The 14,017-nt window shown below is 40.0% G+C and carries 12 protein-coding genes; 6 read left to right on the forward strand and 6 right to left on the reverse strand.

Annotation, left to right across the window (positions count from 1 at the left end; translation table 11 throughout):
- The first annotated feature begins 178 nt into the window (after positions 1-178).
- On the forward strand, positions 179-1,012 hold the full coding sequence (purU, locus tag L4C37_RS18185) for a formyltetrahydrofolate deformylase (protein WP_429769375.1): 834 nt from the start codon (positions 179-181) through the stop codon (positions 1,010-1,012).
- Positions 1,013-1,168: 156 nt separating this feature from the next.
- On the opposite strand, the gene L4C37_RS18190 is transcribed toward purU, so the two are convergent.
- Positions 1,169-1,762, reverse strand: a complete 594-nt coding sequence (locus L4C37_RS18190; RefSeq protein ID WP_429769398.1) for a VOC family protein — start codon at positions 1,760-1,762, stop codon at positions 1,169-1,171.
- A 316-nt stretch (positions 1,763-2,078) separates the two neighbouring features.
- Between L4C37_RS18190 and argS the strand changes: the two genes are divergently transcribed.
- Both argS and L4C37_RS18200 read left to right on the forward strand, forming a co-directional pair.
- Positions 2,079-3,812: an arginine--tRNA ligase gene (gene argS / locus L4C37_RS18195; protein WP_429769376.1), complete on the forward strand. Its 1,734-nt coding sequence runs from the start codon at positions 2,079-2,081 to the stop codon at positions 3,810-3,812.
- Positions 3,813-3,917: 105 nt separating this feature from the next.
- On the forward strand, positions 3,918-4,346 hold the full coding sequence (locus tag L4C37_RS18200; protein WP_273294603.1) for an HIT family protein: 429 nt from the start codon (positions 3,918-3,920) through the stop codon (positions 4,344-4,346).
- A 145-nt stretch (positions 4,347-4,491) separates the two neighbouring features.
- Here the strand turns inward: L4C37_RS18200 and L4C37_RS18205 are convergent, their stop codons facing one another.
- From L4C37_RS18205 to L4C37_RS18215, 3 genes are read right to left on the reverse strand one after another with little or no spacing between them, the layout of a single operon-like run.
- Positions 4,492-4,722: a FeoC-like transcriptional regulator gene (locus tag L4C37_RS18205; protein WP_137374735.1), complete on the reverse strand. Its 231-nt coding sequence runs from the start codon at positions 4,720-4,722 to the stop codon at positions 4,492-4,494.
- On the reverse strand, positions 4,719-6,992 hold the full coding sequence (gene feoB / locus L4C37_RS18210; RefSeq protein WP_429769377.1) for a Fe(2+) transporter permease subunit FeoB: 2,274 nt from the start codon (positions 6,990-6,992) through the stop codon (positions 4,719-4,721). Before feoB ends, L4C37_RS18205 begins: the two co-directional genes overlap by 4 nt.
- 2 nt (positions 6,993-6,994) lie before the next feature.
- The gene (locus tag L4C37_RS18215; RefSeq protein ID WP_273294608.1) at positions 6,995-7,216 is read right to left on the reverse strand and encodes a FeoA family protein; all 222 of its coding nucleotides are present in this window, start codon (positions 7,214-7,216) and stop codon (positions 6,995-6,997) included.
- A gap of 276 nt (positions 7,217-7,492) precedes the next feature.
- Here L4C37_RS18215 and L4C37_RS18220 point away from each other — a divergent pair, with 276 nt between their 5' ends.
- Positions 7,493-7,660 (forward strand): hypothetical protein, encoded by a 168-nt coding sequence (locus tag L4C37_RS18220; RefSeq protein ID WP_429769378.1) that lies wholly within the window; start codon positions 7,493-7,495, stop codon positions 7,658-7,660.
- Between the two features lie 153 nt (positions 7,661-7,813).
- On the opposite strand, the gene L4C37_RS18225 is transcribed toward L4C37_RS18220, so the two are convergent.
- Both L4C37_RS18225 and znuA read right to left on the reverse strand, forming a co-directional pair.
- Positions 7,814-11,161 carry an AraC family transcriptional regulator gene (locus L4C37_RS18225; RefSeq protein ID WP_429769399.1) on the reverse strand — a complete coding sequence of 1,116 codons (3,348 nt, stop codon included), beginning with the start codon at positions 11,159-11,161 and terminating at the stop codon, positions 7,814-7,816.
- 227 nt (positions 11,162-11,388) lie between these two features.
- Entirely contained in the window at positions 11,389-12,273 is an 885-nt protein-coding gene (znuA, locus tag L4C37_RS18230) for a zinc ABC transporter substrate-binding protein ZnuA (protein ID WP_429769379.1), read from the reverse strand.
- An 83-nt stretch (positions 12,274-12,356) separates the two neighbouring features.
- Here znuA and znuC point away from each other — a divergent pair, with 83 nt between their 5' ends.
- Positions 12,357-13,139 carry a zinc ABC transporter ATP-binding protein ZnuC gene (gene znuC, locus L4C37_RS18235; protein WP_137374739.1) on the forward strand — a complete coding sequence of 261 codons (783 nt, stop codon included), beginning with the start codon at positions 12,357-12,359 and terminating at the stop codon, positions 13,137-13,139.
- Positions 13,139-13,924, forward strand: a complete 786-nt coding sequence (gene znuB, locus L4C37_RS18240) for a zinc ABC transporter permease subunit ZnuB (protein ID WP_137374740.1) — start codon at positions 13,139-13,141, stop codon at positions 13,922-13,924. Before znuC ends, znuB begins: the two co-directional genes overlap by 1 nt.
- Positions 13,925-14,017 lie beyond the last annotated feature (93 nt).

The following is a 14,017-nucleotide window of genomic DNA, read 5'->3' on the forward strand; positions in this document are numbered from 1 at the left end:
AAGTACAAATCGACCATCGAAGAAAATTTATTAATCTATAAAATACATGGTAGATTTTGTTGAAAGCAAAATAATGATAGATTAATTGTAGCTCTGATATTGCGGCTTAGCTCACCGTTCGGCGGGTCGATATTTAATTCAGAGAATAAAAAAAACATTTCATGGAAGTAGGATGCAAATGGAAAAGAAAACACTGCTAACACACTGTACCGATGCCCCAGGCCTAATCTCAAAAATAACGAATATTTGTTATAAGCATCAACTAAATATTATTCATAATAATGAATTTGTAGATAACACTAGCGGTCACTTTTTCATGCGTACAGAGCTAGAAGGGTACTTCAATGATGAAACCTTGCTGGCTGATTTAGACCAAGCTTTACCAAGTAATGCTAAACGCACACTTATCGGTTCTTCTCGTAAACGTGTTGTCGTTCTTGTGACAAAAGAAGCGCATTGTCTTGGTGATATTTTAATGAAAAATTTTGATGGCAGCTTAGATGTAGACATCGCTGCCGTTGTAGGTAACTACGATACGCTGCAAAGCCTAACTGAGCGTTTTGATATTCCTTATCATCATGTTTCTCACGAAGGCTTGAACCGAGAGGAACATGAGCAAAAGATGCTTGAAGTGATCGACACTTACGAAGCTGACTATTTAGTGCTCGCTAAATATATGCGAGTTCTCACTCCAGGCTTTGTTGAGAAGTACAATCACAAGATCATCAATATTCATCACAGCTTCTTACCTGCATTTATTGGCGCAAAGCCTTACCAACAGGCTTATGAACGTGGGGTGAAGATTATTGGTGCAACGGCTCACTTTGTAACAAACGACCTCGATGAAGGACCTATCATTAAGCAAGATGTCATCCCAGTGGATCATAACTTTAGCGCGAAAGATATGGCACAAGCTGGTCGAGATGTTGAAAAAAATGTTCTAAGTAAAGCACTGAATAAAGTGATTAACGATCACGTTTTTGTATACGGGAATAAAACCGTTATCTTATAAAAGCACATTGCGTTAAAGCGGTTTTCGTAAAAGCACATTACGTTTAAAAAAGCACATCACGAATGAAAACGTGTAATAGATAACACTTTAAAGGGTTGGCACAAACGCCAACTCTTTTGTTTTTCAGAAAAGAAAAATTGAGATGAATAGAACTCTCTAGCCTTCCTGCTCAGACTCAACTATTTTCTTCAATGAGTGTGGGTGCAATTTGATACAAATCCCCTGATACTTGAAAGCCACCGTAGGGTTGTTTAAGCGCTCGCCCTCACCTTTCGGGCTAGATAACTTAATCTTCACGCCTTCTTCAGAGATAGTCTGCATTTTCAACGCAAACATCGGGTAAGTGTCTTTTAAGTCAGCTAAATATTCATCTGCCGTTTGCGCGTGTGATGGGATGACAAACTCGACGTGCTCCCAATCTTGGTTTGGGTAAACTTTGCCTTCTGCTGGATATGGCAGCTCTAAGCATTCAATTTTCCAACCACGGCTTTGTAGTGGTTTATCAAACGCCAATACTACGATTGGACGACCATTGATCATCGCTTCTGAAATAGTAGAGCCATATTTAGACCATGCTTGATGAGCAGCTTTCGCTAATTCAGTTTCGTTAATACGTAGCGCAATATGGTCTGCTTGAGCAAAACTCAAATCCAATCCAAGCTTATTTCCTAAGTCTTCGATCTGCTCAATAAAATCGTCTAAACGTGCGATCATTTGGGTTGGCTCTAATGCCGCTTGCTGTAGGGTCATCATTTGTCTCATTGTTCTGCCATTAATCGGCGCATGTTATCAGCTCTGCGATTAGCAACAAGAGCCGCTCTCAAAATTCCACGCTTTTAATTATAAATAGCCAGTAACCAAACTGGCTTTAGAAAAAGTCATTTTTCTAGCAATTCGACCTATAAGAAGCTACACAAAATTGGTATGATTACCGCCATTTTTGTGAACTTAAACAGAGTCTGTTGTTAATTTCATCATTAAATCGTTAAGTGAGAACACTAATAGTCGATTCAATGACCACGAAATAACGGCCACTCTTATCATCCTTGAATTGAAGGAAACTCGTGTGAATATCCAAGCACTTATTAATGACAAAGTATCTCAGGCTCTAGAAGCCGCTGGCGCACCTGCAGGCTCTCCTGCTGCTGTTCGTCAATCTGCAAAAGCACAATTTGGTGACTACCAAGCAAACGGCGTAATGGGCGTTGCTAAACGACTAGGCGCTAACCCACGAGAATTTGCTCAAAAAGTATTGGACGTTCTAAACCTAGACGGTATCGCTTCTAAAGTTGAAATCGCGGGTCCCGGTTTCCTAAACATCTTCCTAGATGAAGCTTTCCTAGCACAACAAGCTGAAGCGGCTTTAGCCGACTCTCGCCTTGGTGTTGCGACTGCTGAATCACAAACGATTGTGACTGACTACTCTGCACCAAACGTTGCAAAAGAAATGGCTGTTCACCACATTCGTTCAACCGTTATTGGCGATGCGGTAACTCGCACTCTTGAGTTTTTAGGTCACAACGTTATCCGTGCTAACCACATTGGTGATTGGGGTACTCAATTCGGTATGCTTATCGCCAACCTTGAGCGCGTTCAGGCTGAATCAGGTCAAGTTTCAATGGAACTTTCAGACCTTGAAGCTTTCTACCGTGAATCTAAAAAGCTTTACGACGAAGACGAAGAATTTGCAGTTAAGGCTCGTAACTACGTGGTTAAGCTACAAAGTGGTGACGAGTACTGTGCTGAAATGTGGAAGAAGCTTGTCGATATCACAATGGTTCAAAACCAACGTAACTATGAGCGTTTAAACGTATCACTTTCATTGAATGATGTGATGGGTGAAAGCATGTATAACGACATGCTTCCTAAAGTCGTTGCTGATTTAAAAGAGCAAGGTCTTGCTAAAGAAGATGACGGCGCACAGGTTGTATTCCTAGACGAATACAAGAATAAAGATGGCGACCCAATGGGCGTTATCATCCAGAAACGTGACGGCGGTTTCCTTTACACAACAACAGACATTGCGTGTGCAAAATACCGTTATGAAGAGCTAGGCGCAGATCGCGTACTTTACTTCATCGACTCACGTCAGCACCAACACCTAATGCAAGCTTGGACTATCGTTCGTAAAGCTGGATTCATCCCTGAGTCTGTTTCTCTTGAGCACCACGCGTTCGGTATGATGCTAGGTAAAGATGGTAAGCCATTCAAAACTCGTGCAGGCGGTTCTGTAAAACTAACAGACCTACTAGACGAAGCTGAACAGCGCGCTGAAAAACTGATTGAGTCTAAAAACCCAGGCTTAGATTCAGAAGAAAAAACTAAGATTGCTAACACTGTTGCAATGGCGGCAGTTAAATACGCAGACCTTTCTAAGCACCGTACCACTGACTACGTGTTTGACTGGGACAACATGCTTGCATTCGAAGGTAACACAGCACCATACATGCAGTACGCATACACTCGTGTTGCTTCTGTATTTGCTAAAGCTGGTGTTTCTATGGACTCTCTTGAAGGTGACATCAAAATCACTGAAGAGAAAGAGAAAACACTTATCGCGAAACTTCTACAATTTGAAGAAGCGGTACAGTCTGTTGCTCGTGAAGGTCAGCCGCATATTATGTGTAGCTACCTGTTTGAACTTGCCGGTCAATTCTCTAGCTTCTATGAAGCGTGCCCTATCCTAGTAGCAGAAGACGAAACAGTTAAGCAGAGCCGCCTTAAGCTTGCTGCGCTAACAGCGAAGACAATTAAGCAAGGTCTATCGCTTCTAGGCATCGAAACACTAGAGCGTATGTAATTCCAACAGAGTTACTATGATTAAATACAAAGGTTGATGTGAGAGCATCAACCTTTTGTTTTATCTAGCGTATACTGAATTCAAGAAACTGAAATGGATAGTATAATGAGTTTTGAACTTCACCCACAATTAGCAAAAGACACAACACTGATTGGCGAATTTCCGCTGAGCTTAGCATTACTGCACAAAGACAGCGCAGTACCTTGGGTTATCTTGGTGCCTAAACGTGCCAACCTCAAAGAGCTGCATCATTTACCGATGAAAGAGCAGCAGCAATTCCTACATGAATCTCAAGCCGTTAGCCAAGCTCTTGAAGCGACATTCCAACCAGATAAATTAAACCTAGGTGCACTAGGCAACATGGTGCCACAACTGCACATTCACCATATTGCTCGCTTCAAAGATGACATTGCATGGCCAGGACCTGTTTGGGGGAATACCAAAGGTGAGCAACGTAGTGAAGAAGATCAACTTACCATTCTGACACGAATTCAAAATGTGTTATCACTGAGCTCAATCTTCAAAAAAGCATAATTTTATCTGCCTTGTTTGTCCTTATAAGGCGACTAGTAAGAAATATTGCTCAGAACGAATAACAAAAAGCCGCACACCTAATTAGATGAGCGGCTTTTTTAATAACCGTACTGTTTGTTAATTTACGATCATGTAAGGCTTTGGATTACATCATCACATTTAGCGACAAGCCATCTTGCTTACTAATGGTATAGCGAATACGTGTAGTGTTCCCATGTTGATTAGTATCCACTAATCGAGAGATTTTACCTTTCTTAACCCACACATTCAGCATTGCATCAACGCCATCTTCACTCATGCCAAATTTAGACGATAGCTCTTTTCGAGCTGCCACACCATGGCTATCAATATAATGATGAAGTTCAGTCAAAATCATACAACTTGCACCTCAAGCGTTTTCTGCTTATTACCAATAGTCTTAAATACACGATAGGTAAGTACAAAACCGCCAGCAATCGCCATCATCCAAATAGCACTACTCACAGGGTGCAGCGCAAAGTTAGCTGCTTGATAGTAAAAAGTCGCACCAAAGTAACCTAAAGCCATCGTCCACACGGCAATAAAACGTGCAAACATTTGACCAAATTCTTTTACATAGGCACCCATTGCGGCTACACATGGGGTATATAACAAGATAAGGATCAAGTAGGCAAAGGCAGCATGACCAGACACGAATTTATCTTTCAAGTTACCAAAAATTGAAGAATCGACCTCTTGATCTTCTGCAACCGCGCCAGAGTCAGTTAAATCACCCACTTCAATTCCAAGAGGGTCTGAGTAACTTAAACCAGCTAAATTTTCAGGTATAGACATAACAGCCTCTTCAAGGCTTGCCGCTAAGTCAAACTCAGCACCATCTTCATCACTAGGCGACGTGTAAAGGCTATTTAATGTACCTACTACGGCTTCTTTGGCGAAAATACCAGTGATGATACCAACCGTTGCAGGCCAGTTTTCTTCAGTGATACCAATTGGTGAAAATACAGGTGTTACAATTTGTGCTGCTCTTGAAAGTACTGAATTTTCACTATCTTCATTACCAAAGCTACCATCCATACCCAGTGAATTTAAAAAGCTCAAAATTGCTACGACCATTACGATGGTTTTACCGGCACCAAGAACAAAACGTTTAAGTTTCTGCCAAGTTTTAATCATGACATTTTGTACAGTTGGTAGTTCATAGTCTGGCATTTCCATGACTAAACTATCACTGCTACCCGGGTATAAAGTACTTTTCAAAAATAGGCCGGTAAACACTGCCGCGACGATACCTAGGATATATAACGCAAATACAACGTTTTGCCCCGCTCCTGGGAAAAAAGCTGCAGCAAATAATGCATATACAGGTAAACGAGCTCCACAAGACATAAAGGGTGCCATTGCCGCTGCTAGTTTACGTTCACGCTCTTGGTCTAGCGTTCTTGTTGCCATAATTGAAGGTACATTACAGCCAAAGCCTAAAACTAAAGGAACGAATGCTTTACCCGGTAAGCCAATTTTTTGCATCACTTTATCAAGAACAAAAGCTGCGCGTGCCATATAACCTGAACTTTCAAGCACTGCTAAGAATAGGTATAACGCAGCAATGACCGGAATAAATGTTGCAACGGTTTGGATACCGCCACCAATACCATCAGCTAAAACTGTCACCAACCAAACAGGTAAATGACCATCGAGAAGGTAATGCCCGCCATCCACTAACAAACTACCGACACCAATATCGAAGAAATCAATAAATGCGCCACCAATGTTGATAGAAAACATGAACATCAGATACATAACAACGAAGAAGAATGGAATACCCACCCACTTGTTTAGAATGAATTGATCTGCTTTCTCAGTAAAATTTCTGCTCAGCTTACCTTCACTGCGGCGAACACGTTTACAAAGATCATGTAAAAAAGTGTACTTAGCATCCGCAACGCACAAATCTATATCGCAGCCAGCACCCAAGCGTATTTCATCAACAAGTTCTCGCTCTTTCTGAGACAAACTATTTAGAACTAATAAATCATTTTCTAAAGATCGAATAGCCAAAGCACGGTGTGAAACATCAGCATCTGTAAATTGTGTTGAAACTTTTGTAATCAAAGCTTCCATATCACCGGAATACTGAATAGATAAAGGCTCTAAATTGACTTCTTGTACCAAGAGCTTATGTAGCTTTTCTTTGAATCGACCAGCTTGTGCTTTGTCATTAGCAGAAAGACTAAGCACAGGGCACCCGATTTCCTTTTCTAATGCCTTCAAATTGATGACTTGGCGCTCACGTTTTAACGCATCCATCTTATTCAAAACAACAATCATTGGGCGACCTAATTCGCGCAATTGAAGTGTCATGTATAAACTTCGCTCTAAACATGTAGCATCAACAACATTAATAATAACGTCAGCGGGGTGAGTTAAAACCGCACGTGAAGCAATGGATTCATCAATACTGTTACTGTCATTGCCGCTATCTAAAGCATAGATTCCCGGTAAGTCTGTTAGCTTAAACTGATCACCAGCATGGCTGTACTGACCAGTTTTCTTTTCAACTGTCACACCAACCCAATTACCAACATGTTGCTTTGCGCCAGTTAACGCATTAAACAAAGTTGTTTTACCACTGTTCGGATTACCTACCGTGAGTACTTGATATTCCATAATTACATTACCTCAATTGACTCAGCGATACTTTGGCGAATAGCGATGGACACACCTCTCACCTCAACTTGAAGAGGATCACCCATAGGCGCTCTGCGAATCAGTTTTATTTCTGTATTAGGGAGTAAACCCATTACCATCAGTTTTTTTCTGACGTCAGAAGTTAAATCCGCAAGGTTTACAACAGAAGCTGTTTTCCCTTGTTCTAGTTGTGAGAGTTTCATGATTGCTACTTACCATTGATAATGAGAAGGATTTTTATTAGCGATAATTTTACAGACATAAAACCTTGCTTTTACTGTGTGAAATCAAAGTTTCCAAAAATAAATACGTAACTTTCGTTAAAAAAACCTCGTCAAAAACGTTATTTTCAACACTAGCAATAAGCTAACTAACTAGTACAAAAATAAGAAATTTAAATTTAGCCATTTAAAAACAGCAAGTTAAAAGGTTGTCGTTTTTATCACTATCAATTGTCGTTAATTTTATAAGGAAATTAAGTGGACCAGCATATAGTTACTCCATCGAAGAGAAACTACTTCTCTTTAACATTAATTCCAGAAGTGATGGGCTTGCCTATCACTCCGGCAGCAAGCGAAGGTGTCATTGGCACCCGTGGCATAGTCCCCCCGGCTATGCCACGATATTTTTTTTCATTTCTCTCTTAACTCTCTTAACTCTCTTAACTCTCTTAACTCTCTTAACTCTCTTAACTCTCTTAACTCTCTTAACTCAGTATATCCATACCTGATTCGCAGTAAGCAATAAAAAACCCCAGCATTGGCTGAGGCTTATTTATGGGCTTAATTAGCGTTAGAAAACTAATCGGAATTTTCAGAGAACTTAGAGGGAGACACTCCAAAGTGATGTTTGAATTTCTGACTAAAATAAGAAGGGTCATTAAAGCCTGAATCGAAAGCGACTTCTGATATTTTTCCACCAGCTAATAACCTCTCGCATGCTTTTTCTAAACGTACCTCATTCAGATACTCATTAAATGTTCGCTGATAAGCAGACTTAAAACGTCGCTGAAGGCTTCTTTCTGACATGAATAAACTCTTAGCCGCGGCAGCTGTTCCAAATTCAGGATCAGAATAATGCTCACAAATAAGAAGATAGACTTTATGTTTCCATTCTTCTTCTGGACTCAATTTATCCACTTCAAGATCACTAGCATTAACGTTATCTCTGGTGACTTGCTCAAGAGTGCTTGCCACAACCTTCTGTAGAGTTGAAAAATCAATACCCCAAGAAAGCCTCACTTTATTTTGAGCTTCAGATGTGAACATCTCAAAATCCCCACCGCTTTGCTTTATTAAGAGCGGCAACTTTTCGATGTTGAGGTCAGGGATAGGGTTAGCCTCATTTTCTAGATGGCTATTTGAGAGCTTGGACAATGGAGAACCATTATCAATGATTGTAATGACTAACTTTTCATTTTCTTCTTCAATCCAAACTTTCATTGTTTGGGATTTGAAGCTGCGTTTTATTATGCTTGATATCAAACTATTGAAAAGTATATCAAGATTAAAATAGTGCAACTCAATGTGCCTATAGGTCGTGTCTACTTTTATATCTAGATTAATACCAGCCTTAAGTAAATCAGCTTGCCAAGCTTTCAGAACAGATTCAAAAATAAGGATAATGTCGCATCCAAACATTGAGCTGCTTGCTCTTTCAGGGCTATTTTTTAGCTGCTCTAAGCCATTTTTTAAATTAATAATAGGCGTTTGATTGGGGTTACCTTCCCAGCTAGGTAGTTGATGTACAACTTCATTAACCTGTGTCGATAGTGAGTCTGCAACACTTTCTACCAATACGTTCTTTACTTGCAGCTGCTTCTTAAGTTGCTGATTAGTTGCTAGTAATATTCGGCTTTGATGCCTTAACTGGTCTGTTTTCAAAGCTACCTGGGCTTTTAACTGTTTATTTGCATAAGTGACAAACCTAGAACGCCAAAAAACACAAATAGTAATAATACCAATAAATAGGAGTAAACTTGCAAAAGCAGCTAAACGCGTGAAATACCAAGGTTCAGATACGGAAAAAGACTGAATAATCGTATCAAAATGGTAATGAGAGTCCTCTATGGGGCGGACTTGTAAGGTATAACTACCTGGCAATAAGTGCTCTAAAGTCAGCAAACCTCCTTCGAATTCAGCCCAAGGCTCTTTCTCACTTAAACGATACTCTAAAGAGTGAATAAACGGTGTTGGAAGGACACCTAGTTTAAAGCTGATTGATGTACCATACGTGAATGGCTCTAATACCACCTGCTTCCCACCTATAGATACAGTTTCTTGATCAACACTTATGCGGCTTAAAAGAACACGACTTTGAGGGGGATTTGAAACCAGCAGCTCTGCCGATAAAGTTTTGATTACACCATGTTTTGAGCCTAATAATAGTGACATCGACTTTTGCCCCTCATCGTAAAATGAAGAGCAAGCTCCTACAGCAATCTCATTAGCGACTAAGCCAAAGGGGGCTCCTATATGCCTAAGGAGTTCACCATCTAAGTTGTAATAGCTCAGTCCTTTTGAAGACCCCAACCAAATACCGTTAGTGTCTGATATCAAACAGCGTGGATTAATGTTGTCTTCAACTAATGGCACACCTTCAAGGAAGGAACCTTCAAAAGGCATACGGTACAAACCATAGCTACTGGCAAACCACTGCGAACCATCAGCCGCATTTACAATGTCGACAATATTACCAAAACGTCCACTCGGTTTATTGAACTTTATAGATTCGTTAGAAAAAGTATAAAAACCATGATCGGTACCAATGTATACACTTTCGCTCTCACTGGCTGTTAATTCGGTAATTTTAGCAGGTAGGTATTTGTCCACTAACCAATCTGAACCGTAATTTTTTAATCGTCCGGTGACAAGGTTTAACGCATATAAATCTTGCCCCGATGTCATCCACACCGTCTTATCATGGCTAAAAGCAATATTCTGAATAGTTAAATGACGTAAGTTATTCGGCAACATAACACGTTCAAATGTTAGCTTATCAATTGAAACTAACCCCGAATCTGTCGCCAACCACATTTTATTTTTATTAAAGTAAAAGTCCGAAACATTGCCCGAATACACTAATTTAGGAGTGCTATTTTCTTCAATAAAGTAAACTCCAGAAGAAGAAGCGACCCAATAACTGGTTGGGGTTTCTACATGCAGTTTGTTCACGATAATATCGCTAGATTGCATTCCTTTCCCTTTCAAAGGAGTTCGGGAAAATGTTTTGCTAAACAGTGAGAAGTACCTAATTCCATTGTTGGTAGCAATCCACATTCCGCCATATGTATCGTTAATTAATGAATAGATTTTCTCTCCGGGTAACGCAAAATCTTCATTGGGTGACTTTTGAAATCGAGTAATATCTCCAGAAAAAAAGTCATAACTGAATAATCCATGCTCAGTTCCCACCCAATAAGCATCCGAAGTTTCAGCAAGCGAAAGAACGTGTGACCCACGAACCTTTTTAATTGGCTGATTCCCCTCCCCAACTTTTATTATGATGATACCTTTTAACGTTCCAATAACTAGCTCGCGCCGAGTACTAGAAAAATACAGCTTTTCGACATAATTCTTCCCCGAAGGCGATATATGATTAAATTCATCTTCATTTGATAAGTAAACACCAGAACTTGTTGCTAGCACCCACTTAGATAGCACTTTAATTGCATCATTGATTTGAATATCACTTCGCTTATTGTGCTGATATAAACTTAGGAGAGAGTAAGTTTCAAACCCTTCAGAATGAACACTGTATGTATAAAAGTTCGTATCATCCGTCACCCAAATATAACCATTTGAGGTGCCTATGTTAGTAATCACAGAGCCTGGACTCAAACTGAAGGCTAATGCACTTTCTTGCCCTGGAGTGTGACGATAGACTTCGTTGTCAAAAAAAGTCCAAAATTCACCTTTATGAAAGGCAATATTATCTGAAGAAAAAGGCAGTAAACTTCCTTTCCTTGGTAGTAAATTCACCCCATCATAAAACTGAACTTTGCCATGAACATCATGAATCCATAAGCCGCCGCCTTCACCTAAGTAAAGATTTTTAGCCGCAAGGAAGTTTCCTTGCACCTGAATCGGCAAAGGATAAAAAACAGTTGGAGAAGTATTTAACGCGAAAGCATTAAATGAAGTACTCAGTAATATGAATACTCGAATTAAATAATGGAACAACTTTAAACCCTAAACAGCAAGAAGAATCTATTATGCACTACAATTGATAGTAGACATTTTTTATACTAATAATTATCTAATCATTCTAGCTGAAAATGTTCTAGGAAAAAGCAGGTTTATGAATGCGGAAGTCTTTTTATCTAGGGGATCACGTAAATACCGCAACAAAGCGGTATTTACGACATTTAATATACTTATTTCTTACCTAAACAATCAGTATAGCTTTGAGTAAGTTGTTGAAGAAAATCAAAATAACTACCAGGTTTCACATCAATAGTTGAGCCTACAGGATCCAACTGACCTTCGGTCGCTTGGCTTCCTCGAGTCACTGATGCTATCACTGCTGGGGTAAATTGTGGTTCAGAGAAAACACATTGGACATTGTCTCGTTTAAGGGTATTTCTGATTGTAATTAGGGTTTTTGCTCCAGGTTTTCGTTCAGGACTGACAGTAAAGTAACCTAAATTATTCAAGCCAAAATCTTCTTCAAAATAGCCATACGCATCATGAAAAACATAATACCCAGTATCTTTTACAGGGTTCAACTGCTCAACAATAGATCGCTTTTTTTCATCTAAATTCGTAATAAACTGGCTTAGATTATCTTTGTATTGACTAGTATTCTCGGGATCAAGTTTAATTAACTCAGAAGAAATATATTGAGCAGCCACTTTCACTTGATCAATACCTAGCCAAAAATGAGGGTCATGGCTTCCATGATCATGCCCTTCGTGAGCATCATGATCTTCGCTTCCAAATTCCCTTAATTTTAAGTTAGGGATTTCACTAATGGTAAGAACATTACTTTTCCCTTCAAGTACCTTAACAAAAGATGTCTCTAAATCACGACCAAACCAAATAACCATATCAGCTTGCTGGATTTTTTTTACATCGGAAGGCTTCAAAGCATAATCATGTGGTGACGCGTTACTATTCATTAAAACATCAGGCTCACTCACCCCCAGTGTTAATTCTACTACGATCATTTGAATCGGCTTAAAACTAGTCAAGATGGTACTAGCATTCGCTACTGTGGGGAGTAAAAGTGAAGTAACTAAGAGTATAATTGAACGAAACATGGTGCCTCTATAATAGAAAAGTAGCGTAGGTAAGTTTCAAATGTTACATTATAACATTAGTTAATTGCAAATGAGTTCTATTCATGGATACCTTAATCCAATTAGATGCGGTAAGTGTGGAATTTGACGGCCGTAAAGTGCTGGACAATATCTCCCTAGATATCCAACGCGGGCGTATCACAACTTTAATTGGTCCCAATGGTGCTGGTAAATCTACCTTAGTAAAAGTACTACTCGGTCTTCAAAATAAATACCAAGGAAAGATGAGCCGTAAGAATAAGCTTAGAATTGGATATGTTCCTCAAAAGCTGAAACTTAACGATTCGCTACCGTTAAATGTAGAACGTTTTTTAAGATTAACAGGAAAATACAGCCCTCAAGAAATTCTAGAGGCGTTGAGACTCGTTGGCGCGGAGCATCTGCTTAAAAACAATATGCACCAGCTGTCTGGAGGTGAAAACCAACGAGTACTGATCGCTAAAGCATTACTAAAAAGACCTGACCTACTAGTGCTTGATGAACCAGCTCAAGGTGTTGATGTACAAGGGCAAATTGATTTATATGACCTAATAGATACTCTTCGACATCGCTTTGGGTGCGGGGTTTTTATGGTTTCCCACGATTTGCATTTGGTCATGGCTAAAACCGATGATGTAATCTGTTTACATCACCACATTTGTTGTTCAGGCGCACCTGCTGACATCAAACAGCACCCTTCATATATCGCTTTATTTGGTACAGCGGTTCAAGAGAGCTTGGCTTTCTACCACCACCAACATGAACACCATCACCACGACTTGGCAGGTCAACCTGTACCTGGAGATGTGCATGACTGCTCTAACCACAAACACGGACACCATCAATAATGCTTGAGTTTCTTTTACCTTCTATTCTTGCAGGCTTAGGCATCGCTCTTATTGCTGGTCCGCTGGGTTCGTTCGTAGTGTGGCGTAAAATGGCTTACTTCGGTGACACGCTTGCTCACGCGTCCTTGATGGGCCTAGCCCTTGGCTTTTTGTTCAATATTAATTTGTACTTTGCGCTTCTGATTTGCTGCTTAATGCTTGCAGTATTACTCGTAACCTTACAAAAACAAAAATTGGTCGCGACCGATACTTTACTTGGTATATTGGCACACAGCGCGCTTTCTTTGGGTCTTGTCGCAGTTAGCTTCTTAGATAACGTTCGCGTCGACCTAATGAGTTACTTATTTGGCGACTTGCTGGCAGTATCGCCAACGGACTTAGTCTTTATCTATACAGGTGTAGCAGTAATTAGCTTGGTGCTTTTTATATTTTGGCGACCACTATTATCAACGACTGTTAATGAAGATCTGGCTGCAGTTGATGGCATCAATATTGATTTGATGCGTCTTATTCTAATGCTACTTGTAGGTATTGTGATCGCTGTTGGTATGAAGTTTGTTGGTGCGTTGATCATGACATCATTACTGATTATTCCTGCAGCAACTGCAAGGAAGTTCTCGAGCACACCTGAGCAGATGGCATTTCTGGCATCAGTTATCGGTTCTATAGCTGTGTTTGGTGGGTTAAGCCTGTCTTGGTTCTATGACACTCCAGCGGGTCCTTCCGTGGTTATCAGCGCTGCTGCAATGTTTATTCTGTCGCAATTGGCTAAAAGCCGCGCTTAGCAATTCGAACTTGTTTCTTGGAAACATAAAAAAGGCCTGGTCAATGACCAAGCCTTTTTATATCGTTCAATTCACTTCTATCTACTCGATAAA

The sequence above is a fragment of the Vibrio kagoshimensis genome (genome assembly GCF_050337535.1).
In the GTDB taxonomy this organism is placed as follows: Bacteria; Pseudomonadota; Gammaproteobacteria; order Enterobacterales; family Vibrionaceae; genus Vibrio; species Vibrio gallaecicus.